The sequence below is a fragment of the Ottowia oryzae genome, from assembly GCF_003008535.1.
In the GTDB taxonomy this organism is placed as follows: Bacteria; Pseudomonadota; Gammaproteobacteria; order Burkholderiales; family Burkholderiaceae_C; genus Ottowia; species Ottowia oryzae.
The window spans coordinates 2,837,390-2,860,653 of the sequence record NZ_CP027666.1 but is presented as its reverse complement, the minus strand read 5'-3'; the positions used below and the strand labels follow the sequence as shown (position 1 = coordinate 2,860,653).

At 67.7% G+C, this 23,264-nt stretch carries 22 protein-coding genes; 9 read left to right on the top strand and 13 right to left on the bottom strand.

Annotated elements, in window-relative coordinates; translation table 11 throughout:
* Window positions 1–88: 88 nt before the first annotated feature.
* Both C6570_RS13040 and C6570_RS13035 read right to left on the bottom strand, forming a co-directional pair.
* Window positions 89–979, bottom strand: a complete 891-nt coding sequence (locus tag C6570_RS13040; protein WP_123812264.1) for a hypothetical protein — start codon at window positions 977–979, stop codon at window positions 89–91.
* Window positions 980–1,187: 208 nt separating this feature from the next.
* Window positions 1,188–1,625, bottom strand: coding sequence for a hypothetical protein (locus tag C6570_RS13035; RefSeq protein WP_211297599.1), 438 nt, complete (start codon window positions 1,623–1,625; stop codon window positions 1,188–1,190).
* A gap of 1 nt (window position 1,626) precedes the next feature.
* On the opposite strand from C6570_RS13035, the gene C6570_RS13030 reads away from it, so the two are divergent.
* From C6570_RS13030 to C6570_RS13020, 4 genes are all read left to right on the top strand, one after another.
* The gene (locus C6570_RS13030; RefSeq protein ID WP_106704689.1) at window positions 1,627–1,875 is read left to right on the top strand and encodes a phage protein GemA/Gp16 family protein; all 249 of its coding nucleotides are present in this window, start codon (window positions 1,627–1,629) and stop codon (window positions 1,873–1,875) included.
* On the top strand, window positions 1,872–2,012 hold the full coding sequence (locus C6570_RS18190) for a hypothetical protein (RefSeq protein WP_164675545.1): 141 nt from the start codon (window positions 1,872–1,874) through the stop codon (window positions 2,010–2,012). The genes C6570_RS13030 and C6570_RS18190 overlap by 4 nt, the downstream gene beginning before the upstream one ends.
* 606 nt (window positions 2,013–2,618) lie before the next feature.
* Complete coding sequence (locus C6570_RS13025) at window positions 2,619–2,909, top strand: hypothetical protein (RefSeq protein ID WP_106703601.1); 291 nt, start codon at window positions 2,619–2,621, stop codon at window positions 2,907–2,909.
* 10 nt (window positions 2,910–2,919) lie between these two features.
* On the top strand, window positions 2,920–3,375 hold the full coding sequence (locus C6570_RS13020; protein WP_106703600.1) for a hypothetical protein: 456 nt from the start codon (window positions 2,920–2,922) through the stop codon (window positions 3,373–3,375).
* Between the two features lie 134 nt (window positions 3,376–3,509).
* Here the strand turns inward: C6570_RS13020 and dinG are convergent, their stop codons facing one another.
* The 3 genes from dinG to C6570_RS13005 all read right to left on the bottom strand — a co-directional run bounded on the left by dinG (window position 3,510) and on the right by C6570_RS13005 (window position 8,011).
* Window positions 3,510–5,786, bottom strand: a complete 2,277-nt coding sequence (gene dinG / locus C6570_RS13015; protein ID WP_106703599.1) for an ATP-dependent DNA helicase DinG — start codon at window positions 5,784–5,786, stop codon at window positions 3,510–3,512.
* 84 nt (window positions 5,787–5,870) lie between these two features.
* Window positions 5,871–7,325: a sensor histidine kinase gene (locus C6570_RS13010; protein WP_164675544.1), complete on the bottom strand. Its 1,455-nt coding sequence runs from the start codon at window positions 7,323–7,325 to the stop codon at window positions 5,871–5,873.
* Window positions 7,326–7,339: 14 nt separating this feature from the next.
* Entirely contained in the window at window positions 7,340–8,011 is a 672-nt protein-coding gene (locus C6570_RS13005; RefSeq protein ID WP_106703597.1) for a response regulator transcription factor, read from the bottom strand.
* Window positions 8,012–8,244: 233 nt separating this feature from the next.
* Here C6570_RS13005 and C6570_RS13000 point away from each other — a divergent pair, with 233 nt between their 5' ends.
* Genes C6570_RS13000 through C6570_RS12990 form a run of 3 tightly spaced genes read left to right on the top strand, consistent with a single transcriptional unit; the run spans window position 8,245 to window position 11,057 of the window.
* Window positions 8,245–9,261 (top strand): ABC transporter substrate-binding protein, encoded by a 1,017-nt coding sequence (locus tag C6570_RS13000; protein WP_106703596.1) that lies wholly within the window; start codon window positions 8,245–8,247, stop codon window positions 9,259–9,261.
* 14 nt (window positions 9,262–9,275) lie between these two features.
* The gene (locus C6570_RS12995) at window positions 9,276–10,121 is read left to right on the top strand and encodes an ABC transporter ATP-binding protein (protein WP_106704688.1); all 846 of its coding nucleotides are present in this window, start codon (window positions 9,276–9,278) and stop codon (window positions 10,119–10,121) included.
* Window positions 10,122–10,169: 48 nt separating this feature from the next.
* Window positions 10,170–11,057 (top strand): ABC transporter permease, encoded by an 888-nt coding sequence (locus C6570_RS12990; RefSeq protein ID WP_106704687.1) that lies wholly within the window; start codon window positions 10,170–10,172, stop codon window positions 11,055–11,057.
* 218 nt (window positions 11,058–11,275) lie between these two features.
* On the opposite strand, the gene C6570_RS12985 is transcribed toward C6570_RS12990, so the two are convergent.
* From C6570_RS12985 to fdxA, 3 genes are all read right to left on the bottom strand, one after another.
* On the bottom strand, window positions 11,276–12,643 hold the full coding sequence (locus C6570_RS12985; protein WP_106703595.1) for a homoserine dehydrogenase: 1,368 nt from the start codon (window positions 12,641–12,643) through the stop codon (window positions 11,276–11,278).
* Between the two features lie 255 nt (window positions 12,644–12,898).
* Window positions 12,899–13,969, bottom strand: a complete 1,071-nt coding sequence (locus tag C6570_RS12980; protein WP_106703594.1) for an NAD(P)/FAD-dependent oxidoreductase — start codon at window positions 13,967–13,969, stop codon at window positions 12,899–12,901.
* 117 nt (window positions 13,970–14,086) lie between these two features.
* Window positions 14,087–14,416, bottom strand: coding sequence for a ferredoxin FdxA (gene fdxA, locus C6570_RS12975; protein WP_106703593.1), 330 nt, complete (start codon window positions 14,414–14,416; stop codon window positions 14,087–14,089).
* 329 nt (window positions 14,417–14,745) lie between these two features.
* Here fdxA and C6570_RS12970 point away from each other — a divergent pair, with 329 nt between their 5' ends.
* On the top strand, window positions 14,746–15,591 hold the full coding sequence (locus tag C6570_RS12970; protein ID WP_106703592.1) for a helix-turn-helix domain-containing protein: 846 nt from the start codon (window positions 14,746–14,748) through the stop codon (window positions 15,589–15,591).
* A gap of 166 nt (window positions 15,592–15,757) precedes the next feature.
* Entirely contained in the window at window positions 15,758–16,168 is a 411-nt protein-coding gene (locus C6570_RS12965) for a hypothetical protein (RefSeq protein WP_123812263.1), read from the top strand.
* Window positions 16,169–16,208: 40 nt separating this feature from the next.
* Here the strand turns inward: C6570_RS12965 and C6570_RS12960 are convergent, their stop codons facing one another.
* The 5 genes from C6570_RS12960 to ppc all read right to left on the bottom strand — a co-directional run bounded on the left by C6570_RS12960 (window position 16,209) and on the right by ppc (window position 23,096).
* On the bottom strand, window positions 16,209–17,621 hold the full coding sequence (locus C6570_RS12960; RefSeq protein WP_106703590.1) for a sulfate adenylyltransferase subunit 1: 1,413 nt from the start codon (window positions 17,619–17,621) through the stop codon (window positions 16,209–16,211).
* A gap of 146 nt (window positions 17,622–17,767) precedes the next feature.
* On the bottom strand, window positions 17,768–18,751 hold the full coding sequence (gene cysD / locus C6570_RS12955; protein ID WP_211297598.1) for a sulfate adenylyltransferase subunit CysD: 984 nt from the start codon (window positions 18,749–18,751) through the stop codon (window positions 17,768–17,770).
* Window positions 18,752–18,948: 197 nt separating this feature from the next.
* Complete coding sequence (locus tag C6570_RS12950) at window positions 18,949–19,584, bottom strand: phosphoadenosine phosphosulfate reductase domain-containing protein (protein ID WP_106703589.1); 636 nt, start codon at window positions 19,582–19,584, stop codon at window positions 18,949–18,951.
* Window positions 19,581–19,976 carry a DUF934 domain-containing protein gene (locus C6570_RS12945; protein WP_106703588.1) on the bottom strand — a complete coding sequence of 132 codons (396 nt, stop codon included), beginning with the start codon at window positions 19,974–19,976 and terminating at the stop codon, window positions 19,581–19,583. Before C6570_RS12945 ends, C6570_RS12950 begins: the two co-directional genes overlap by 4 nt.
* A gap of 261 nt (window positions 19,977–20,237) precedes the next feature.
* Window positions 20,238–23,096 (bottom strand): phosphoenolpyruvate carboxylase, encoded by a 2,859-nt coding sequence (ppc, locus tag C6570_RS12940; protein WP_106703587.1) that lies wholly within the window; start codon window positions 23,094–23,096, stop codon window positions 20,238–20,240.
* Window positions 23,097–23,264 lie beyond the last annotated feature (168 nt).

Here is a 23,264-nt window from a genome sequence, read left to right as displayed (position 1 = left end):
CAGCCGAACGCCCAGGAACTGGGTCGAAAACGGCATCGCCCCGCGCGCTGTCGAAGCTGAGAAAACGAGTTGGCTTGGCGGCTCCGCGTCAGCACATCTCAAAGCGCATTGCGCAGACGTTCCTTAGGGGATCCTGTAAATGCAGGATCGGCAGGATCAAGTCTATTTCAATGGGTTCTTCCTCGATCATTTGGCTGGCGGTTGCCAGACGAAGATTCACGGTAACCAGACCCGTGCCATCAATCGCAACCGCCTCACCAAGATGTGTCACGGTCGGATTCGGGACTCTAGCCATATGGACATATGGTCGTAGCGCTATGTTGGAGTGGTCGAGCTCCCATTGTTTTGTTGCTTGGCGCACAGTGCAGCCGCATCTGCGTACGGGAACCACTATCCGTTGTTCTAGAGTCTCCGAGATGATGAAGGTCAGAGTGCCTGAGAGCGCATCGTCGGGACCATAGTGCAGCCTTCCTGAGATGATTTCAGTTGCGATCGCCTTTGTAGATGCCTCCAGCAAAGACAGCAGTTCATGTCGCTTTGCAGATCTGGTTCGCGTTCCGTCTCGCCACGGCACCTCGGCTTCTGGTTTCACCGACGCGTGAACGACATACGGCGCGCGATCCGTGCCGAATAGCAGCGCCTGAGCGCTTACCCCCTCGAACTGGACGTTGAGGTGGCGAATCAGATCCGGGCTTGTGGATTCAAACCGCTTCTGAACCTGCGGCCACCAGAGCGAAAGTTCCTCGCCGTTTGCGCCCGGAACCGACCGATCCTTCTCGTTGATGCCGATCACCCACAGAATGTTGTCGCCCCGCGCTGCGTTGGCGTGCCCGGCCAGCTGTCTGAACGCGCCCTCTGGCGCTGGCCATTCAGTCTTCAGTTCGACTAGGCTGTCTTCTACCTTGGTTCCGGATTTCACGGCACCAACCAGATCCAACACGCGTCGTTCCAGGCGAGCGTTATCACGCAAAAGGGTCATTTTTGATTCAGGGACGGTTTGAGCACCAAGCGCGCAATCTCTGTTGGCGCCGCCAAAGTCCAACGGACCAACGCCAGCATAGATGCTTTAAACCCGCTTTAAATCGCCGCCAGTGCGACTTTTGGGCGCTGGTTGCAGGCTATGTAGCCTAGAACAGGTTTAAAGCGTTCCAGCGGCCCGGCCTCCGGTGGGGCCAAATCGACCCGAATCAGGCGCCTCGCTCAGGCTCTCCTGCAGGCTTTTTTGCCGGCTCTGGCCGGTACCCCGCCGCCTTGGCCCGGCGATCCAGCTCGGCCTTGCCGGGGTCGCGCTGCAGCTCCTTGGCGGTGAATGGCTTGGCGCCTGGTATCTGCACCTCCCATTCTTTCATCCACGGGATGGCCACACAGCCGCAGTGAATGACTTGCTCAACGGGCGCCTTGGGGTCGTGCGGGCCTTGCATCAGGTCTGCGCCGCCGTTGGGATTGGGCACGCGGAAGGGCTTGTCCGCCGCCACCATCTGGCCGTCCATGATGTCGTGGTTCCAGCGGCTGTGAATCTTGCCGCTGCGCCGCCATTGCTTGCCCAGGCCGGGCACCACGCTGGCCGCCTGGTCAAGCCGCTGCTGCGACGCCACGGCGAATGCGCGGCTGACTTCCGTGTGCACGATGGTGGCGGCGCGCGCGGGTGATCGAGATGACCAGGCCGCCAAGATCAAGTGGCTGTGGAAGAAGATCGGCGAAGTCGGCGGCCTGCGCGATGCCAGTGCAGCAGCGCTGCTGATCTTCGTGGGGCGCCACACAGGCACCGGTGTGGACGATGTGAAATTCCTGCCCACGGCCGATGCATCGAAGGTGATCGAAGCGCTGAAGGCCATGCTGGATCGGGCGAAGCGGGCGCAGGGGGCCGCTCAATGAGGACGTTCCTGATCGTGATCCTCGGGCTTATCACTGCGATTGGCTTCCTGGTTTGGTTTGAGCACCAAATCGAGCGCATCGTGGCCGCCGCTGGCGTGGTGGCACCTGTGGATAGACGGCAGGCGACGCTGTTTTAAAGGGGCGGCTCGGGGCTTTAAAGGGCGTCCGACCTTGCGCAGGTCAAAAATCAGTCTGCCCACGGGCAAGCGATTGATTTCATTGAGTTTCCTGAGGTCGCACGTTCTGCCGGCGTCCGGCCTCGCAACGTCCGACCTCACGTCCGTCGGCAGATTGCCTCCGAGACGCCGGTCGGGCGCCCCCGCCCTCTATGAAAACGGGGCACGCGCCCCGCAAACCGGTTCAGGCTACCTGGCCCACCCCAGCCCAAAAACCGCCCATTGTGGCCGTTCTGAGCGTCCAGGCCGCCCATTCCGCGCCAAAGCCGCCGTGAACGCCCGAACGCCCCAAATCGCCCGGAAACCCGCGCCAGCATTGAATGCGCCAAAACTTATCCACAGCCCCGGTCAGTGCCAAAGCGAGCAGTCCCCCATCGGCGCGCGAGCAAGGCGTCTGCCGCAGCATCGCACCCGCCGCCGCGCTGCCTGGCAGGCGCTTCGCGCCCATTGATCCAGCGCACAGTTTTGAACAATTCAGCGCGGCATTTCCTACCAAATGAGAATCATTCGCATATACTGAAGCCTTGCTGCAGCCGTTGCAGCGCCACCCAAGGAGTACCCGAGCGCATGCCCACCGACCCATGTACCGAGGAATACCTTCTGCCCCAGGTCGAAGCGCTGCTGGCCGGCACCCTGGCGCTGATGACCGGCCTGTCACACACCGAAGGCCCGTGCGCCCGGCGCGAGCTGATGCGCGACAAGGTGCGCGCCAACCTGAAGGAGCTGGCGGCCCACCCGCACGTATCGGCCACGCTGCGCGTCGTGCTGGCGCGCTTGGTGGACCACTGGCGCGCTGCACCCACTGCAGCCCCGGCCGACCGCGCAGGCGCACCGCCGCGCGCGGCCTGGCTGCATTGAGAGCGTGGCCATGAAAGCGTGCGCCACGATCCAGCTCAGCCAGCAGGAACACCTGTGCCTGCAGCGCCACCTGGCGGTGCTGCAGGCGCGCGTCAGCGAGCAAATGGCCACGCTGGCCGAGGCGCAGGCGCTGGCCGAGGCCCGCGCCGCCACGGCGGAATGCCGCTGCCATGCGCTGGAACGCGCGCTGATCCGCGAGCGGGCCCGCGCCGTGCTGGCGTGCACGCGCTGGTCATGGGGGCTGGGCGGCCCGCCGCCCCATGACCTGCCCGCACCACGCGGCACCGGCGCCGAACAGACCCCGCTGGTCAGCGCCACCGACGTGCTGTGCCAGACCGGCTGCCAAGGCCACGCCCACCCCTGGCTGGACGCCGACGGCGCCTGCCGCCTGACGGGGGGCGAGTGCACGCGGGTGGGCGCGCCGGCGCGGGTGGCGGCTGGCGAGGACGAGCACGCACGCGATTGATCGGCTGGCTGCTGCTGCACGGCTGGGCGCTCGGGCCGATGCGCGGACGGGGCATCCGCAGGACGTAGGCCCTTGCGGCCAAGCATCGATAAAAAACAGGCTCTAGCGCACGCGCAGACTGCGCCGGCAGCTATCTAAACCGTAGCGGATGGCGCTGCGCTGCGCCGCTCCAGCGTGAAGGGTGGCAGCCCCTGCAGCAGGCGCTGGCCGTAGCCCGTTTGCACCAGCCGCTTGTCGTAGCAGAAGACGCGCGCGCGGTCGTCTTCGGTGCGGATGGCGCGGCCTACCCATTGGGCCAGGCGCATGGCGGTGGCGGGCACCACCAGCTCGCTGAACGGGTCGCGCCCGGCGCTGCGCAGCCAGTCGGCGCGGGCTTCGCCCACCGGGTCGTCGGGCGGGGCGAAAGGCAGCTTGGTGATGAAGAGCGTTTCACACAGCGCCCCAGGCAAGTCCAGCCCTTCGCCGAACGACTGCATGCCGAAGATGATGGACGGCTGGCCCGCGGCCACGCGCTCGCGGTGCTGGCGCAGCAGTTGCGGGCGCGGCAGGCTGTTTTGCACCAGCACCGCGGCGCGCAGGCTGGCGGGCAGGCGTTCGGTGGCCTGGCGCATCTGGTCGCGCGAGGTGAACAGCACCAGCGCGCCGGCTTTCACCTGCGCCAAGTCGCCCAGCAGCGCGCTGACCATGTCGGCGGTGAAGGCCTGCAAATCGCGCGGCTCGGCCAGGGTTTCGGCGGCCACCAGCGTGCCTTGGCGGGCGTAGTCAAAAGGGCTGGGCACGGCCAGCGTGCGCACGGCGTCGTCGCCCGACAGGCCGGCTTCGCGCAGAAAGAAGTCGAACTGGCCGCAGCTGGTCAGCGTGGCCGATGTCAGCACCGCGCCGCGCACTTGCGACCACAGCTGGTTGCGCAGCGTGTTGCCGGGCAGGATGGGGCTGGCGTGCGCTTTCACGACGATGAAGTCGCCGTCCATCGCCAGCGTGAACCACTTGGCTGCGGGCGGGGCGCCCTCGGCCGGTTCCAGCAGCATGAGCTGCGCCGTGCCGTGCACCGCCTCCAGCCGGGGTGCCAGGGTGCCCAGTTGCGCGTACAGGGTGGACAGGCGGCGCGCCTCGTTGGGCTGGTCGCGCATGGCCGCGCGCAAGGCCTTGGCGATGTTACGCAGCACCGCCAACAGCCCTTCGGCGTGGTGCGCCGCCTGCGCGAACGGATCGACCAGCGCGGCGGGCAGCACGCCACCGCTGACGCGCGCGCGCGTGCTGCTGGCGCTGGGCGCAAATCGGGCCAGGGCGCTGGCGCCGTAGGCCTGGCGTGGGGCGCGCAGGGTGTCGCCGTACGTGTCCATGGCCAGGCGCGCGGCGTCTTCCAGCGCGGTGCGCAGGCGCGTGGCGTGTTCAGGGATTTCGCCCAGGTCGTCGACCTGCATCAGCTGGCCCACGCGCAGCGCGCGGCTGGCCAGCTTGCCGATCCAGGCCAGGCGCGACAGATCGGCCTCGCCGGCAAAGCGCTCCAGCGCGGTGCTGGGCAGGTGGTGCGCCTCGTCGATCACCAGCAGGCAGTTGTCCAGCTCGGGCAGCAGGCGCGCGCCCAGCGATGTCAGCAGCAGATCGTGGTTGGCCACGATGACCTGCGCGCCCACCAGTTCCTTGCGGCGCTCGTAGTAGGTGCACTGGTTGAACACCGGGCAATGCTTGCCGGTGCAAGAGCTGCCTTCGGCGCCAATGGGCTGCCACACCTCGGGCTCGGGCGGTGTATCCAGCGTGTCGCGGTCGCCGTCCCAGGCGCCGGCGGCCAGCACGTCGGCCATGCGGCGGTACAGCTGCACGCGCGCTTCGGTCTCGGTCGACGAGGGGCGGGCGCTGCGCTGCGCGGCGGTTTCTTCGGCAAACAGGTCGTCGTCGGGCAGGTCGTCATCGCCCGGCGCGCCGCCGCTGGCCAGGCGCTCCAGCTTCAGCTTGCAGATGTAGCGCCCACGGCCCTTGGCCAGGGCGAACTTGAAGGGCGTATCCAACTGCTTGGCCAGCGCCGGCAGGTCTTTGTTGACCAGCTGTTCCTGCAGCGCGACGGTGGCGGTGGAAATCAGCACCCGCGTGCCGCGCGCCAGCGCCAGCTGAATGGCCGGCACGCTGTACGCCAGCGACTTGCCCACGCCCGTGCCCGCCTGCACCACGGCAATCGCACGCTGCGGTGCGTCGGTTGCCGAAGCCGCTACCGCCGAAGCAGGCTTGGATGAAGCAGCGGATGCGCCTTCCGCTTCGGGCTTGCCCAACTGCGCCTGGCTGAAGGCCAGCGCCACCGCTTCGGCCATGCGCCGCTGCCCATCGCGCGCGCGAAAGCCGCCCGTGGACTGGACCACGGTGTCGAAGGCCTTCAGCGCATCTGAGGCGAGGGTGGCGGGGCTTGTCACACCCATGGAAGGGCGGGGCTGCGTGCGGGCGCCGGCAGGGGCACCGCGGGCAGGCCCATGGCGAAAAGACTGTGCATGTATCCAGCGATGTTAGCCGACGGCAGGCGCAGCCGCTTCGTCGGCCTCGTGCGGGCCAGGGGCATGAAAGCGCACGGTGACGCGCAACCCCGTGTTGCCATCGGCGTGGCCGCTCAAACTGACTTCCGCGCCAAAAGCGCGGGCCACTTCGCGCACGATGGCCAGGCCCAGGCCGCTGCCGGGCGTGGCGGTGTGCTCGCCACGGTAAAAGCGCTCGAACACGCGCTCGCGCGCTTCGGCGGCAATGCCCGGGCCGTTGTCGTCCACCGTCAGTTCCGCCACGTTGCCAGCCTGCCGAACGCCTATGGTGACGCGGCCGCCTTCGGGCGTATAGCGCAGCGCGTTGTCGATCAGGTTCACGACCAGCGCATCCAGCAGCGCGGCTTGCGCCAGTATGTGCACGCGGGCGCCTTCGGCGGGCAGATCCATGCCCAGGTCGATGTGGCGTTTGTCGGCCAGCGCGGCCAGCTCCTCTACCGCTGCCAGCGCCGCGGCGCCCAGGTCCAGCGGCGTCAGGTGGTGGTGCGCTTCGTCCTGCTCGGCCTGCGCCAGCAGCAGCAGCTGGTTGGACACGGCGATCAGCCGCTGGTTGCTGCTGGCCATTTGCTGCCACATGGCGTCCATGTCGGCGCGCCGTGTGTCCCAGTCTTGGCGGTGCGCGCGGGTGTAGCGCGCAAATTCGATCTGCGAGGCTTGCAGCGCCAGCGGCGTGCGCAACTGGTGCGCCGCGTCGGCGATGAAGCGGCGTTGCGCCTGCGAATGCGCGCGCAGCTGGCGCGCAAAGGCATTGACGGTGTCGGTCAACGGGCGCAACTCGTTGTGCAGGCCGCGCGGGTCCAGGGCCAGGTCCTGCTGCAGCGGGTCGCGCGCGGCCAACTGGCGGTTCAGCCGCACGATGGGTCGCAGCTCCCAGGTCAGCGCCACGGTGCTGAGCACCACCGCCAGCAGCAGCGCCAGCAGCAGGTATTCCATGGTGGGGCGCCACAGCGTTTGCAGCATCTGGTCGCGGCTGCGCGTGGTCTTGGCGACGGCGATGGTGATCTCGCGTGCGCCGCCGGCTTCGTACATGGCGCGGCGCGTGACCACGGCGCGCATCGGCAGGCCCTGCAAGGCCGTGTCGTACCACTGGGCGCGGTCGGGCCCGCGCAGCGCCAGCGGTTGCGGCAGCGGAAAGTCGGCCTTGCCCGCCAGCACCTGCCCGTCGGTGCCGATCACGCTGAGGAAGACCTGGTCGTGCGCGGGCGACACGAAAAGGCTGAGCGCCGCCGGCGGCACGCTGGCGCGCACGTCGTTGTCTTCCCAGATCAGCCGGTCCGACAGCACCTTGGCCGAGGCCAGCAGATCGTGGTCTTGCACGTAGTCGGCCACGCTGGCGGCGTTGCGCCAGCTCAGCCACCCGCACAGCGCCACCAGCAGCGACAGCGGCAGCAGCAGCCACAGCACAAGTCGCACGCGCAGGCTGGTCATGGCGTGCAGGCGCATCAATCCTGCCGCGTGCGCAGCAGAAAGCCCACGCCGCGCAGGGTGACGATGGTGGTGCTGCTGGCTTCCAGCTTCTTGCGCAGGCGGTGCACGTACAGGTCGATCGCGTCGGCGCTGGCTTCTTCGTCGATGCCGAAAAGGCCATCCACCAGCGCCTGGCGCGATACCGTGGTGCCCGCGTGCAGGATGAGCGTTTCCAGCAAATGCCGCTCGCGCGGGGGCAGGGCCAGGTCGGCGCCGGCCAGTGTGAACTGGCGGGTGCGCAGGTCGTAGCGCAGGTCGCCGCAGGTGATGTCGTTGGCCTTGCCGGGGCGCTGCCGCCGCAGCAGCGCCTGCATGCGCGCCACCAGTTCGCGCACCTCGATGGGTTTGACCAGGTAGTCGTCGGCGCCCATTTCCAGGCATTGCACCTTCTGGTCCAGCGAGGCGGACGCCGTCAGCACGATGACGGCAGCGTCGTCCTGCCGCTCGCGGATGCGGCGCAGCACGCCTTTGCCCGACAGCTGCGGCAGGTTCAAATCCAGCAGCACCACGTCGTAGTGCGATTGCGCCAGCAGGCGGTCGGCCGCGCCGCCGTCGGCCACATGGTCGACCAGGAAGTCCTGCTCGCGCAGCAGCTGCACCAGCCAGTGCGCCAGTTGCGCATCGTCTTCGATCAGCAGCAGTTTCATGGCGGGGACATTGTAGATGTCGGTACCTTGCCAATACTATCGTTTTGATAGCTGGTGGCGCACGCTGCACCTGCGCCAGAGGGCGATTTGGCTTGGAATGATCGCCGTCCTAGGGTAATCCCTGAGATTTGCTGCGGTGCAGCGAAAGCCGGCTGAAATGCGGCGCTGCCTACATTGAGACCACGGGCAGGCGAAGTCTGACCGCCAAGCCACCTTCACCGCAGGAGACAAACATGAAAGCACTTCCCCGCCGCACTTTGCTGGCCGCCGCCCTGGGCGCCGCGCTGGCCGCTGGCGCGCCGCTGGCGCAGGCTGCCGACACACCCATCACCATCATGGTGGGCGGCATCAACAAGATCATCTACCTGCCGGCCAAGCTGACCGAGGCGCTGGGCTACTTCAAGGACGAAGGGCTGAAGGTCGAGCTGCAGTCGCAGCCTGCCGGCGTGGATGCCGAAAACCAGCTGATCGCTGGCGCCGTGCAAGGCGTGGTGGGCTTTTACGACCACACCATCGATCTGCAAAGCAAGGGCAAAGAGATCGAGGCTATTGCCGTGTTCGGCAAGGTGCCCGGCGAGGTCGAATTGGTGTCCACCAAGGCCTTCAACGCGGGCTTCAAAAGCATGGCCGACGCCAAGGGCGGCAAGACGCTGGGCGTGACGGGGCTGGGATCGTCCACCGACTTTCTGACCCGCTACCTGGCCGACCGCGCGGGCGTGGCGTCCAAAGAGTATTCGTTGCTGCCCGTGGGTGCTGGCGCCACCTTCATTGCCGCCATCAAGCAAGACCGCATCCAGGCGGGCATGACGACCGAGCCCACCGTGTCCGAGCTGCTCAAGACGGGCGACGCCAAGGTGCTGGTCGACCTGCGCACCGAAGAGGGCACCAAGGCGGCCCTGGGCGGTCTGTACCCGGCCGCCAGCTTCTATGTGCAAAACGCCTGGGCCGACAGCCACAAGGCCGAGGCGACCAAGCTGGCGCGCGCCTTCAGCAAGACCATGCAGTGGATCAGCACCCATTCGGCCGAAGAAATCGCCGAGAAGATGCCCAAGGACTACTACGGCAGCGACAAGGCGCTGTATGTATCGGCGCTGAAGGCCTCGCTGCCCATGTTCACCAAGGACGGGCGCATGCCTGAAGGCGGGCCAGAAACGGTGCTGAAGGTGCTGGCCACGTACAAGCCGCAGGTCAAGAGCGGCAACATCAACCTGGCCAAGACCTACACCAACGCCTTGGTGGCGGGCAAATAAGGCGGTTGATCAACATGACAGACCAAGCCTTGCCCACCACCGCCCACGTCACGGCCCTGCAGGGGCGCCGCGCGTCGCCCGGCACCGCGCCCGCCATCGAGTTTGACGACGTCTCGCTGCGCTTCATATCGGCCGACGGCAACGCCACTGTGGCGCTGCGCAACTTCAGCATGAAGGTGGCGCGCGGCGAATTCGTCGCCATCGTCGGCCCCACGGGCTGCGGTAAATCGACCACGCTGAACATGATCACCGGGCTGCTCAAGCCCACGGTAGGCAGCGTCAAGATCATGGGCCAGCCGATTCAGGGCATCGACCCGCGCATTGGCTTCGTCTTTCAGGCCGATGCGGTCTTTCCGTGGAAAAGCGTGCGCGACAACGTGGCCGCAGGCCCTATTTTCCGGGGCAAGCCCAAGGCCGAAGCCCTGGCGCTGGCCGACCAGTGGATTCGCCGCGTGGGGCTGGAAGGCTTTGGCGACCACTACCCGCACCAACTGTCGGGCGGCATGCGCAAGCGGGTGGCGCTGGCGCAGACCTTCATCAACCAGCCCGAAATCCTGCTGATGGACGAGCCGTTTTCGGCGCTCGACATGCAGACGCGCACGCTGATGCAGGACGAGCTGCTCGGCCTGTGGTCGGGCACGGGCGGGTCGGTGGTGTTCGTCACCCACGATCTGGAAGAGGCCATTGCGCTGGCCGACCGGGTGTTCGTGCTGTCGGCACGCCCTGCCACGCTCAAGCGCGTGTACGACATCGACTTGCCGCGCCCGCGCGTGATGAGCCAGGTGCGCTACGACCCGCAGTTCATCGACCTGTCCAAGCGCATCTGGGACGACCTGCGCGAAGAAGTCGTCATTCACTGAACGCCGCCAACATCGGAGACCACCATGAACACCCTTGTCAGCCCGGCGATGGCCGCAGGCGGCCCCGCGCCATCGCGCGGCATTCAGGCAAGCGGCGTGCCCGCCGCCCTGAGCGACGAAGCCCTGGCGCGCGAATCTGAAATTGCGCAGCGCGCCATCCGCCAGCGCAAGCAACTCATCATCTGGCTGCGCGTGGCCGTGCTCGTGCTGGTGCTGGGCGGCTGGGAAGTGGCCGCGCGCATGAAGTGGATAGACCCCTTCTTCTATTCGCAGCCCAGCCTGATCTGGCGCCAGCTGGTCGAATGGGTGACCGAAGGCACTTCGCAAGGCCCGCTGTGGCAGCAGGTGCTGGTGACGCTGGAAGAAACCGTGCTGGGCTTTCTGATCGGTGCGGTGGCGGGCGTGGTGGCCGGCATTCTGCTGGGGCGCAACAAGCTGCTGTCGGACGTGTTCAGCCTGTACATCCAGATTGCCAACTCCATCCCTCGCGTGGTGCTGGGCTCGGTGTTCGTCATCGCGCTGGGCTTGGGCATGGCGTCCAAGGTGGCACTGGCCGTGGTGATGGTGTTCTTCGTCGTCTTCGGCAACGCCTTTCAGGGCGTGCGCGAGGCCGACAAGTACATGATCGCCAACGCGCAGATCCTGGGCGCCTCGCCGCGCCAGGTGACGATGTCGGTGGTCATCCCGTCGGCCATGTCCTGGATTCTGGCCAGCCTGCACGTCAGCTTTGGTTTTGCGCTGGTGGGCGCGGTGGTGGGCGAATTCTTGGGCGCCAAAGAAGGCATTGGCTTGCTGATCTCCACCGCCCAGGGCGCGTTCAACGCCAGCGGCGTGTTCGCCGCGATGATCGTGTTGGCGGTGGTTGCCTTGCTGGCCGACTTCCTGTTGACGCGGGTGGAAAAGCGCCTGCTGAAATGGCGGCCTGCTGCGTTCTGACGATGGCCTACGGGCAGGTTTCTGGATGCCTGCCGCGCTGTCTCTGCAAGCGCCCCGAAAGGGGCGTTTTGCTTTTTATGCTACCTAAAATATAGCTGCTTGCGCAATAGGGGTGGGCGCTGGGGCACTGTTTTGTAAGTAGGCCGTCGCGCAGGCGATCAAGCCCATCGTTCGACAAATTGGGTCGTGCCCGCAGGCAGGCCGACGTCGCCCGCGCCTCAATCCAGCCGCTCAATCCGCAGGCGCGCGACGGGGCCGCAGCATGCCGACAAACCCTCCATCTGCCCAGCCGCGTGCTGCGCCACGCCGTCGGCCACAGGCGCCGTGACGATCAGCGCATGCAGCCCGGCGTGTGCGCCGCTCGGCTGCACATGCACCGACATGGTGACCGGCGTGACGCCACGGGCACCCAGCGCCGCCGCCAGTTCGGCCATCGCTTCACGCCGTGCCAAGGGCACCCGCAGGTAGTGCGCGGTGCGCACGCTGGCCATCGGCAGCACGGGGCGATCCACCTGCGCGTGGGGGTGAAAGGCCAAGCCCGGCACGCAGGGGCGCCGGCCATCCAGCGTTTGCCGCGCCATGTCGATCAGGTCGGCGATCACGGCCGACGCGGTGGTCTCTGACCCCGCCCCCGCGCCGTAGTGCATCGTGATGCCCGACGCATCGCCCTTGACCAGCACGCCGTTCATCGCGCCATTCACGGCCGCCAGCAGGTGGTCGGCCGGGACCAGCGCCGGGTGCACGCGCAGCTGCACGCCCGCGTCCTGCAGGCGCGCAATGCCCAGCAGCTTGACGCGATAGCCCAGCCGCTCGGCGCAAGCCACGTCCACCGCCTGCAGCGCGCGGATGCCCTCCACATGCGCTTGCGAAAAGCGCACCGGCATGCCGAAGGCGTTGGCGGCCAGCAGGGCGGTCTTGTGCGCGGCGTCGATGCCGTCCACGTCAAAACTGGGGTCGGCTTCGGCGTAGCCCAGGGCTTGCGCTTCGGCCAGGGCTTCGTCAAATCCCAGGCCGGCCTCGCGCATGCGCGTCAGGATGAAGTTGGTGGTGCCGTTGACGATGTCCGCCACCCATTCGACCTGGTTGGCGGCCAGCCCTTCGCGCAGCGCTTTCACGATGGGGATGCTGACGGCCACCGCGCCTTCGTAGGCCACGGCCACGCCGCGCTGGTGCGCGGCGGCAAAGATCTCGTTGCCGTGCTCGGCCAGCAGCGCCTTGTTGGCGGTGACGACGTGCTTGCCGTGCGCGATGGCCGCCAGCACCCATTCGCGGGCGGGCCCGGTGCCTCCGGCCACTTCCACCAGCACGTCGATGTCGGGCCGGGTGGCCAACTGCAGCGGGTCGCTGGTCAGCGCCACGCCAGGCGCGTCGCCCAGCAACTGTGCGGCGCGCGTCAGGTTGCGGGCGGCGACGGCCAAGATCTCGATGGCCCGGCCCGCGCGCCCGGCGATGGCCGTCTGGTTGCGTTGCAGCACGCGCCAGGTGCCGATGCCCACGGTGCCGATGCCGATCATCCCCACGCGCAGGGGCGCGCCGGTGGCTGCGGAGTGGGCTAACGCGGGGCGCGAAGCGGGGTCAGAAAACATGGCGGGTCATTCCTTCAATCAACCAACAACAAAAAACCCAGCGGGCCAGGCTGGGTTCGTTCGATGAGGGAATGACACCAGGTGGCCGCCGGTACGGCCACCCCGCGCAGGCTAGGGGGCCGCGGTGGACATGGTGGTAATCATTCGCGCACAAGGCGTGGCGGCACGCCCGGCCGAAGAGGCGAGGGTGCGGCTGTCAACGCAAAGATGGCGCGGCATGATGGCGGGCAGTGTACCGGAGGCTGGGCGGGCGCCTCAGCCTTTTTTCTCAGGCGTGGCCACGCCCAGCATGGCGTGCAGGCGCGGGCTGGTGGTGGTGTACTGAAAGAACACGTCCTTGCCCGGGTACACGAAGGGCAGGGCGCCATAGGCGGCCAGCGTGGCTTCGTGAAAGCCGCAAAGAATCAGCTTTTTCTTGCCCGGGTAGGTGTTGATGTCGCCCACGGCGAAGATGCCGGGCACGCTGGTGCCGTAGGTTTCGGTGTTCACCAGCAGCTGCTTGCGTTCGATGTCGATCTGCCAGTCGGCAATCGGGCCCAGCTTGGGGCTCATGCCCAGGAAGGCCAGCAGCGCATCGGCCGCCAGCGTGCGTGTCACGCCGTCTGGGCCCATCACCCGCACGGCGCGCAGGCGATCGTCGTCGGCCTCAAAGCCCGCCACCTGGCCGACCATGAACTGCATCTGCTGCGCCTCGCACAGCGCGCGCATGCGCGCCACGGCGGCGGGCGTGGCCTGAAAGCCGTCGCGCCGGTGCAGCAGCACCACGCTGGCGGGGCGGTGCTCAGCCTGGCTGGCGAAGTGCGCGGCCCAGTCCAGCGCGGAATCGCCGCCGCCCACGATGACGAGCTGCTGCCCGGCAAATTGCGCGGCGCTGGGCACGCGGTAAAAAAGCTGTCGCCCCTCGAACGCCTCAATGCCCGGCACCGTGAGGCGCCGAGGCTGGAAGGCGCCCACGCCCGCGGCGATGAACACCGCCTTGGCCAGCAGCTTCAGGCCCTGGGCCGATTCCAGCAGAAAGCGCCCATCGGGCTGCGGCTGAAGCGTGCTGACTTCGTGGCCCAGGTGAAAGGTGGGGGCGAAGGGGGCGATCTGCTGTTGAAGCGCCTCGATCAGCCCCAGCCCACTGCACATGGGGATGCCGGGAATATCGTAGATCGGCTTGTCGGGGTACAGCTCAGCCGGCTGGCCGCCGACGATGGGCAGCGCGTCGATGACGTGGGCCTTGATCTCCAGCAGGCCCAGCTCGAACACCTGAAACAGCCCCACCGGCCCCGCGCCGATGATGGCGGCGTCGATTTCCTGCGGGGCCTGGAGCGCTTGGGCCATGGATTTTGCTTCCAATTCAGGAGCTTCCGGCGCTGGTGCAGCCTGCGCTGGCGGTCGATTTGACACAAAAACCGTGCGACGGCGATGGCAGCACCACGGCGCGGTGCCGCGGGGCGATCAGCGCTTGAGGAAGGGCAGCTTGTCCGTGCGGTCTTTCCATTCCTCGGCGTCGGGCAGCGAATCCTTGCGCTTGGTGATGGTCTTGTAGCCGGGGTCGCGCGCCAGCTCGGCGTTGATCTCGGTCATGTGGATCTGGTCCTTGGGCACATCTTCTTCGGCGTAGATGGCGTTGACCGGGCATTCGGGAATGCACACCGCGCAGTCGATGCATTCGTCGGGGTCGATGGTCAGGAAGTTGGGGCCTTCCTTGAAGCAATCGACCGGGCAAACGTCCACGCAATCGGTGTACTTGCAGTTGATACAGGCTTCGGTGACGACGTGGGTCATGTTCTTGGAGCTGAGAGCAAACGAATAAGGTGTGCGGGCGGGTGTCGCCAGTGCGGGGCGCTGTCGTAACCTGAACTGCGGCGGCATGGCACCGCCCGGCCAAAGTCCGATTTTAACGGCTGCCCCGCCCCAGGGCTGGGGTAATCCCGGGTGGCAAAAGGGCTGTGGTATGTAGGGCCAATGGCGCCGGCCTTGCGCCGCGCCGATGACCCGGCAGGTAATCGACCCTTGGCGCCGACCGGTGCAAGCTGGCCGGCCACCGCGCCCGGCGGCCAGCCAGCGTCGTCGAACCCGCCAACCACCATCACCCGCCCCGAAAGGACGACGCGATGAACCTCGCACCGAATCTGCCCCACGTGCCCGCGCCGGCCCACGAGGCCCAAGCCGTCGGCGCGCTGCTGCGCGGGTGGCGCCAGCGCCGGCGCCTGAGCCAGATGGCCGTGGCGCTGGACGCCGGCGTGTCGCCCCGCCACATGAGCTTTGTGGAAACCGGGCGCTCGCGCCCCAGCCCCGAGGTGCTGATGGCGCTGGCCGACGTGCTGGCCGTTCCACTGCGCGAGCGCAATGCGCTGCTGCTGGCCGCTGGGTACGCGCCGCGCTTTTCGCAGCGCGCGCTGGACGCGCCTGACATGCGCCCGGTGCAGGCCGCGCTGGCGCGCCTGCTTGCTGCGCACGACCCTTACCCCGGCTTCGTGCTGGACCGTGCCTGGAACGTGGTGCAGGCCAACACGGCGGGCGCGGGACTGATGGCGGCGCTGCTGCCGGCAGCGCTGCGTGCGCCGACGGTGAATGTCTACCGAGCCTGCCTGCATCCGGACGGCTTGGCGCGGGTGACGGTCAACTTCGCGCAATGGGCCAGCGACATGCTGGGCAACCTGCGCCGCGCGGTGGCGCAAAGCGGTGACGACGATCTGGCGGCGCTGGAGCGCGAGGTGCTGGCCTACCCGAACATCCGGGCGCTGAGCGATGACGTGCGCCAGCCCGCCGGCCCGCCGCCCTTGCTGCTGCCCTGCGTGCTGGATCTGCCCGTGGCGGGCCGCCTGTCGCTGTTCACTACCGTGTGCACGCTGGGTGCGCCTGGTGACGTGACCTTGTCCGAGCTGTGCGCCGAGCTGTTCTACCCCGCGGATGAAGCCACCGCCGAGCGCCTGCGCGCTGCGGCCGCCAGCGCATAGCCGAACCCTGAAAGGCGCGCCGCACGACGCGCCACCATGACCTCGCAGGTCATCGACGTATGGCCAGCGGGCGTCTAGATTGAGGGCCAGCGCTGCCCCACACACCGGGCTGCGCGCGCCGTGTCCCGGGCGTGACGAGGGGCGTTGGCCAGAAGGAACCCGCACCATGCCTACCCTTGAACCCACCCCGTTTTTGCGCCGCGTGCTGAAGGCCGATGCGCTGCTGTGCCTTGCCGCCGCCGTGCTGCACCTGGGCTTTGCCGCACGACTGGACAGCCTGTTGGGCTTGCCCGCGCCCTTGCTGGTCGGCCCGGGCGTCTTCTTGCTGGCGTATGTGGCGCTGCTGGCGGCCATGGCGACGTCGCGCGCGGTGTGGTCCTGGTTGTTTCCGCTCATCGTGGGCGGCAACGTCGGCTGGGGCCTGTGTTGCATCGGCTTGTCGGCGGCGGGCGGGGTCACCGCGCTGGGCCACGCGTACCTGTGGCTCAATGCGTTGGCCGTGTTCGTGTTTGCAGCGCTGCAATGGCGCGGCTGGCGAGCTACGCCAGCGGGTGGCTCGGCGTGGCGCGCTGCGTAACGCACTTGCTGCCCATTCACACCAGACCCGCCCGGCGCGTTCAGCGCACCAGCACCGCGCCGGCCGTGCGCTGGCTGGCGCTGTCCACCAGGATCAGCGCGCCCAGGGTGCGGCTTTGGGTGAACGGCGCGGCGGGAATGGCTTCTTGCAGCGCCAGCTCGACATGGCCGATGGCGTTGGCGTCCAGCTGCGTGGCGGCCTCGGCAGCCAGGGTGTGGATGTCCACGCGTTCCACGATGCGTTGCACCTTGGCTTTCACCCAGCGGTGGCCGTGCAGCGCCCAGTACACGCGCCCAGGCAGCAGCGGCTCGTCGTCCAGCCACGCGATGGTGGTGGACAGTGTGCGCGTGGCGGGCCAGGCGGCGGTGGGGCCGGCGGTTTCGTCGTCGAAAGCGAAGTCGTCTGGCGCGGCGGGGGCGGGCGCTCCGGCGGCGGCGGTGGCCACGATCCAGTCGCCGCGCGACACGTCCAGCTCGCGGTCCAGCACGATGCCGGCGCTGTGGCCTGCGGCCACGTTGGCGGGGCGGCGGGCGTGGTCAAGCACCTGCGCTACCACGGCGGTCCGCCCGCCCGGCTGGACTTGCACGGTGGCGCCAGGCAGAACCTGGCCGGCAGCGACGCGGCCCCAGAACACGCGGCGGCCGTGCTCGCCACTTACGGCGGCCCCGGCTGACGCTGCCGCGCCATCGGCGCTGGGTTTTTCCACCCACTGAACCGGGAAGGCCAAGGGCAGATCGACCTCGCGCGGGGTGACGGGCAGGCGCTCCAGCAGCTGCAGCAGGCTGTCGCCGTCGTAGCCGGCCCAGCCGGGGTGCGGCTCCACCACGTTCCAGCCTTTCAGGGCCGACACCGGCACCGTGCCGCGCACCTGGATGCCCGCCGCCTGGGCAAAGCGGGCCAGGGCGCCGCGGATGTGGGCGAAGGCCAGCTCGGCGTCTTCCACCGCGTCCAGCTTGTTCACGGCGAAGACGATGGACGGCACGCGCAGCAGGTGCGCCAGCAGCGCGTGGCGGCGCGTTTGCGGCAGCAGCGCCAGCTGGTCGTTGCGCCAGTCCAGCTTGGTGGCGTCCACCAGCACCACGGCGGCATCGGCCTGCGACGCGGCGGTGACCATGTTGCGCGTGTACTGCTCGTGCCCCGGTGCGTCGCCAATGATGAACTTGCGTGCTTCGGTGCTGAAGTAGCGGTACGCCACGTCGATGGTGATGCCTTGCTCCCGCTCGGCCTGCAGCCCGTCGGTGAGCAGCGCCAGATCGGTTTCGCCCGACCGGGTGACGCCCGCCAGGTGGTCTTGCAGCACGGCCTTGCTGTCGACCAGCAGGCGGCCGATCAGCGTGCTCTTGCCATCGTCCACACTGCCGCAGGTGATGAAGCGCAGGGCGGATTGGGTGTCAAAAGTGGCTTCAGCGCCCGTCTGATCTGCGCGAGCAGCTATCAATTCGGTAGTTGTCATGGTCTTCCTTCAGAATTCAGATCTGCAAGCTTTTGGCGCAACCGTGGTGCCAGCCGCGCGGCGCACGCAATGCAACCGCCCCGTCCAGGGCAGCCGGGCGAAGGCTTTGCCAAGCCCTGGCTGCGTTCCCATCCGAGGGATGCACGTCAGAAATACCCGTCCTTCTTGCGCTTTTCCATGCTCGCCTCGCTGGTCTTGTCGTCCATGCGCGTGGCGCCGCGTTCGCTGACTTCGGCGGCCAGCGTCTCGATGACGATCTCGCCCGGCGTGGCGGCGGGGCTTTCCACCGGGCAGGTGCAGGTGATGTCGCCCACGGTGCGAAAGCGCACGGTGCGCGTTTCCACGGTTTCACCCTCCTTGGGCGGGGTGAGGTCGGTCACCGGCACCAGCAGGCCGCGCCGCTCTACCACCTCGCGCTGGTGCGCGTAGTAAATGCTGGGCAGGGCGACCTGCTCGCGCTCGATGTACTGCCACACGTCCAGCTCGGTCCAGTTGCTGATCGGGAACACGCGAAAGTGCTCGCCCGGCTGCAGGCGGGTGTTGAACAGCGTCCACAGCTCGGGCCGCTGTGCCTTGGGCTGCCACTGGCCGAAGCTGTCGCGGTGGCTGAAGATGCGCTCTTTGGCGCGGGCTTTTTCTTCGTCGCGGCGGGCGCCGCCGATCAGCGCGTCAAAGCGGAATTCCTCGATCGCCTCGAGCAGCGTGACCGACTGGTGCACGTTGCGGCTCTCGCCCGGGTGCGCCAGGCGCACGGTGCCGCGCGCCATGCTGTCTTCCACGCTGCGCACGATCAGCTCGGCGCCCAGTTCCTTGGCGCGCAGGTCGCGGAAATCGGTTACCTCAGGAAAGTTGTGGCCGGTATCGATCATCAGCAGCGGGTAGGGAATGCGGCCTTGGCTACCGGAGGGGCCCTTCGTGTTCACGAAGGCTTTTTCGGCGCACTTGAGCATCACCAGCGAATCCTTGCCGCCCGAAAACAGCAGCGCCGGGCGCTCAAACGCCGCCGCCACTTCGCGCAGGATGAAGATGGTTTCTTCTTCCAGTGCGTCCAGGTGCGCGTTGCTCAGGTGGTGGGCGCCGGCCTGGTTCAAGGCCGACTCGATCGCATCAGGTTTCACAGGAGCGTTCATCGGGGCAGTTTCGGTATCCGGCATTTGTTCTCAACATCTAAGACACGCTGGGTCGGCTTCGCTCGCACTTCAACGGACGGCTGGGCAGCGCCCCAATCACCAGCGAACGGCGTGCACGAACCTGCGCCCGGCACTGACGTTGTCCCCTCCCGAAGAGAGAGGGGGAAGGCGCCGCAGGCGACTCAGGGGGTAGCACGCTAGTGCTCTATGTGCAACCCGCATTCGCGGTTGTCCTCGGCCTTGGTTGGGTCCACGTAGTCGAAGTTGTTCGGCAGGCCGTGCGCCTGGCAGTACTCGTACAAATCCTTGGACGACCAGTGCAGCAGCGGCGCCACCTTGATCAGCCCGTCGGGGTTGATGCTGACCGGCTCCATCGCCGCGCGCACGGCGGTGTCGGTGGCGCGCAGTGCGGTAAACCAGACCTTGGGCGCGGTTTCGCGCAGGGCGCGGGCAAAGGGCTCCAGCTTTACCTCTTCGGTGAAGGCGGCGTGGCGCGGGTCATCCAGCGCGGGGGCGGGGCCTTCCAGCGCTTCGCGGTGCGCGCGGCTGCGGCGCGGCAGGTAAATCTGCAGGTTCAGCTTCAGCTGCCGGGTCACCTCGTCGGCAAAGCGGTAGGTGGCTTCGGTGTTGTAGCCGTTGTCCATCCAGACCACGGGCACGTCGGGCTGCACGCGCGTGACCATGTGCAGGATCACCGCCTCGAAAGGGCGGAAGTTGGTGGTGACGATGGCCCGCTGCCCCAGGCCCAGCGCCCAGCGCACCAGCTCGGGCGCGTAGCGCCCCAGCTGGGCGTTGACTTCGGCCAGGTTGGGTGTGGCGAGCGCGGCGTTCATGGTGCTTCCCGGGCGAACAGCGGCTGCGGGTTTTGCGCATCGCCTTGGTAGAAAGCGCTGTAGCGGGCGAACTGCCGCTCGGCCGCGGCTGCGTCAACCCCTTCAGCCAGCACGGCGCTGGTGAAGCCACTGCGGTGCATCTGCACCAGCTGGTCGATCAGCACATCGCCCGTGGCGCGGATGTCGCCCTGAAAGCCGTAGCGGCGGCGCAGCGTGACGGCCTGGCTGAAGGCGCGCCCGTCGGTGAATTTGGGGAACTGAAGCTCGATGCGATCCACGCCGCTGAAGGCGTTTTCGGCCGCCAGCGCGGCCAGATCGGCGTCGTTGGCGATTTGCAAGGTTTTTTGGCTGTCTGCGCTGGCTGCACCGGCGCTGGAAGCTATCAGTTTCATAGTGTTGATCGTGGAGTCTGGGCCGGCACGCCTGGCGCGGTGCCGATCCGTTGTGGGGAGACTTTAGGGCGCCAGGGCGCCAACGCAAACTACAGAGTTCTTTGGGGTATATGCAGTGGATGAATAAGGAAATGCGGATGCGCACCAGTGGCTGCGCAGCCGTGATCGCACGCGAACCAGCCTGTTACTGACGCCATTGCGCGCCAAAAGCGGCACTTTTGGGGCGCTGCTGACCCAATCGGCTGAGCGCAGCCTGGCCGCTTAGCCCGTGTTGCGCAGCGCCGCCGCAATGCCGTTGATCGACATGTGGATGCCCAGCTTCACGCGCTCGTCCGCCGCGCCGTCGCGCCAGCGGCGCAGCAGCTCTACCTGCAGGTGATGCAGCGGATCGATATACGGAAAACGGTGGCGGATTGAGCGGGCCAGCGCCGTGTTGTGCGCCAGCCGGTCGGTGTCGCCGGTGATCAGTGCCAGCGCGTCGGCGGTGCGCTGCCATTCGGCCTGGATGGCGCTGAAGATGCGGCGGCGCAGGCGGGGGTCGGGCACCAGTTCGCTGTAGCGCGAGGCCAGGGCCAAGTCGCTCTTGGCCATCACCATGTCCATGTTGGACAGCAGCGTCTGGAAGAACGGCCACTGCGCGCCCATGCGCTTGAGCAGCGCGGTCTGCTTGGCCGGGTCGGCGCCATGGGCGTTCACGAACTGCTGCACCGCCGTGCCAAAGCCGTACCAGCCGGGCAGCGTCAGGCGGCACTGGCCCCAGCTGAAGCCCCAGGGGATGGCGCGCAGGTCTTCGATCTTTTGCGTGGCCTTGCGCGAGGCGGGGCGCGAGCCGATGTTCAGCTCGGCAATCTCGCGGATAGGCGTGGCGGTGAAGAAGTAGTCGGTAAAGCCGGGCGTTTCGTAGACCAGCTGGCGGTAGGCGGCCATGCTGGCCTGCGACAGCGCCTCGGCCGCCTGCAAAAAGGCGGCGCTGGCGCCCTTGGTGGGCTGCAGCAGGGTGGCTTCCAGCGTGGCGGCGACAAGTGTTTCAAGGTTGCGGCGGCCGATTTCGGGGTTGGCGTATTTCGACGCGATGATCTCGCCCTGCTCGGTCAGCCGAATCTGCCCGCGCACCGTGCCGGGCGGCTGCGCCAGGATGGCCTGGTAGCTGGGGCCGCCGCCGCGCCCCACGGTGCCGCCGCGCCCGTGGAACATGCGCAGGCGAATGCCGTGGCTGGCTGCCAGGGTGTCGAACACCTCGACCAGCGCCAGCTCGGCCCGGTACAGCTCCCAGTTGCTGGTGAAGATGCCGCCGTCTTTGTTGCTGTCGCTGTAGCCGAGCATGATGTCCTGCTCAGCGCCGCTGCGCTGCCACAGCGCGGCGATGCCCGGCAGCGCGTAGTAGGCGCGCATGATGGGTGCAGCCTGGCGCAAATCGCCAATCGTCTCGAACAGCGGCACCACCACCAGATCGGCCACGGCGCCGGCGCTGTCCAGCGTGCCGCGCATCAGGCCCACTTCTTTCATCAGCAGCAGCACTTCCAGCAAGTCGCTGACGGTTTCGGTGTGGCTGATGATGGCGTGGCGCAGCGCTTCGGGGCCGTAGTCGGCGCGGGCGCGCAGGGCGGTTTCCAGAATAGCCAGTTCGGACTGCGTGTGCGCCGAATAGGTGGCGCCCATCACGCGCAGCGGGCGCGCGTCGTTCAGCAGGCGCAGCAGCAGTTGCTGGCGCGCGGCCTCATCCAGCGCGCCGTAGTCCGCCTCGAGCTGGGCGGTGGCCAGCAGTTCTTGCAGCACGGCTTCATGCTGGTCTGAGCTTTGGCGCAGATCTACGGTGGCCAGGTGAAAGCCGAAGACCTCCACCGCGCGGATCAGCGGGGCCAGGCGCAGCTCGACCAGCGCCTGGCCGTGGTGCTGGCGCAAAGACGCTTCGATGGTGCGCAAATCGGCCAGAAACGCTTGCGGCGTGGCGTAGGCATTTTGCGGGCTGACCGCGTGGCGCGCAGCCTCGCCGCCCGTCAGGTGCCGCAGCGTGGCGGCCAGGCGCGCGTACACGCCGGTCAGGGCGCGGCGGTAGGGTTCGTCCTCGCGGTGCGGATTCTGGTCGGGCGAGGCCTCGGCCAGCGCCTGCATGGCCGGCGACACCTGGGCCAGCCGGGCCGCCATCGACAGCTCGCCGCCCAGCAGATGCACTTCCGTCAGGTAGTGGCGCAGCACCACTTCCGACTGGCGCCGCAGCGCCGTGGCCAGCGTGTCGGCCGTTACGAAGGGGTTGCCGTCGCGGTCGCCGCCAATCCACTGGCCCATGCGCAGGAAGGGGTGCAGGTGCGCACCGCCCAACTGCGCCTCCAGCTCGGCGTAGATGCGCGGAATCTCGCGCAGGAAGGTGGTTTCGTAGTAGCGCAGCGCGTTTTCAATCTCGTCCGACACCGTCAGCTTGGTCAGCCGCAGCAGCCGCGTTTGCCACAGCTGCACCACGCGCGCCTTGATCTGCGCCTCATTGGCGGCCAGCTCGCGCGGGGTGAGCGCGTCTTGCCCCTTGGCGTACAGCTGCGCCTGCTCGAGCAGGGCGTCGCGCGCGGCCAGCAGCTCGGCAATGCCGCGCTCGGCCGCCAGGATGCTTTGCCGTTGCACCTCGGTCGGGTGGGCGGTGAGCACCGGCGCCACGTAGGCCTTCGACAGCGTTTGCACGATGGCGTCGTTGCTGATTTGCTTGTCGTCCAGGCGCTTCAAGGCCACGGCCAGGCTGCCTTCCTGGCTGCGCCCGGCGCGTTCGTGCACCTCGCGGCGGCGGATGTGGTGCTGATCCTCGGCCAGATTGGCCAGGTGCGAAAAGTACGTGAACGCGCGGATCACGCTGACGGCCTGGTCGCCGCTCAAGCCTTTCAGCAGCTTTTTCAGCGCCTTGTCGGCCGCGTGGTTTTCATGCAGCCGGAAGGCCACCGAAAGCTGGCGGATCTGCTCGACCAGCTCGTAGGCGGCTTCGCCCTCCTGCTCGCGGATCACGTCGCCCAGCAGGCGCCCCAGCAGGCGGATGTCGTCGATCAGCGGCTGGTCTTTGTCGGACGCAGCGGGCGGCTTGCTTGACCGGGCGGTGGCGGCGGTGGCGGGGCGGGAAGGCGGGCGGCGTGTGGCGTTCATGCGCAGATGCTATCGGTTTGCTGGAGGCCCGCCGGCCCGATGAGCTAGGCGTTGCGTCGGCCGATGGTCTACTCGCGGCGAAGCAGTGCAGCGTCGCCGGGGGCCGTGCCACACCCTTCGTGGAAAATCGGCGTGTAGCGCAGTAGCAGACTGCCCTGGGTGCTACTA

Bases quoted from the DNA above. Each gene is read 5' to 3' on its own strand.
- C6570_RS13040 (WP_123812264.1), bottom strand. From the start codon at position 979: ATGACCCTTTTGCGTGATAACGCTCGCCTGGAACGACGCGTGTTGGAT.
- C6570_RS13030 (WP_106704689.1), top strand. From the start codon at position 1,627: ATGGTGGCGGCGCGCGCGGGTGATCGAGATGACCAGGCCGCCAAGATC.
- C6570_RS18190 (WP_164675545.1), top strand. From the start codon at position 1,872: ATGAGGACGTTCCTGATCGTGATCCTCGGGCTTATCACTGCGATTGGC.
- C6570_RS13025 (WP_106703601.1), top strand. From the start codon at position 2,619: ATGCCCACCGACCCATGTACCGAGGAATACCTTCTGCCCCAGGTCGAA.
- C6570_RS13020 (WP_106703600.1), top strand. From the start codon at position 2,920: ATGAAAGCGTGCGCCACGATCCAGCTCAGCCAGCAGGAACACCTGTGC.
- dinG (WP_106703599.1), bottom strand. From the start codon at position 5,786: ATGGGTGTGACAAGCCCCGCCACCCTCGCCTCAGATGCGCTGAAGGCC.
- C6570_RS13010 (WP_164675544.1), bottom strand. From the start codon at position 7,325: ATGACCAGCCTGCGCGTGCGACTTGTGCTGTGGCTGCTGCTGCCGCTG.
- C6570_RS13005 (WP_106703597.1), bottom strand. From the start codon at position 8,011: ATGAAACTGCTGCTGATCGAAGACGATGCGCAACTGGCGCACTGGCTG.
- C6570_RS13000 (WP_106703596.1), top strand. From the start codon at position 8,245: ATGAAAGCACTTCCCCGCCGCACTTTGCTGGCCGCCGCCCTGGGCGCC.
- C6570_RS12995 (WP_106704688.1), top strand. From the start codon at position 9,276: ATGACAGACCAAGCCTTGCCCACCACCGCCCACGTCACGGCCCTGCAG.
- C6570_RS12990 (WP_106704687.1), top strand. From the start codon at position 10,170: ATGGCCGCAGGCGGCCCCGCGCCATCGCGCGGCATTCAGGCAAGCGGC.
- C6570_RS12985 (WP_106703595.1), bottom strand. From the start codon at position 12,643: ATGTTTTCTGACCCCGCTTCGCGCCCCGCGTTAGCCCACTCCGCAGCC.
- C6570_RS12980 (WP_106703594.1), bottom strand. From the start codon at position 13,969: ATGGCCCAAGCGCTCCAGGCCCCGCAGGAAATCGACGCCGCCATCATC.
- fdxA (WP_106703593.1), bottom strand. From the start codon at position 14,416: ATGACCCACGTCGTCACCGAAGCCTGTATCAACTGCAAGTACACCGAT.
- C6570_RS12970 (WP_106703592.1), top strand. From the start codon at position 14,746: ATGAACCTCGCACCGAATCTGCCCCACGTGCCCGCGCCGGCCCACGAG.
- C6570_RS12965 (WP_123812263.1), top strand. From the start codon at position 15,758: ATGCCTACCCTTGAACCCACCCCGTTTTTGCGCCGCGTGCTGAAGGCC.
- C6570_RS12960 (WP_106703590.1), bottom strand. From the start codon at position 17,621: ATGACAACTACCGAATTGATAGCTGCTCGCGCAGATCAGACGGGCGCT.
- cysD (WP_211297598.1), bottom strand. From the start codon at position 18,751: ATGAACGCTCCTGTGAAACCTGATGCGATCGAGTCGGCCTTGAACCAG.
- C6570_RS12950 (WP_106703589.1), bottom strand. From the start codon at position 19,584: ATGAACGCCGCGCTCGCCACACCCAACCTGGCCGAAGTCAACGCCCAG.
- C6570_RS12945 (WP_106703588.1), bottom strand. From the start codon at position 19,976: ATGAAACTGATAGCTTCCAGCGCCGGTGCAGCCAGCGCAGACAGCCAA.
- ppc (WP_106703587.1), bottom strand. From the start codon at position 23,096: ATGAACGCCACACGCCGCCCGCCTTCCCGCCCCGCCACCGCCGCCACC.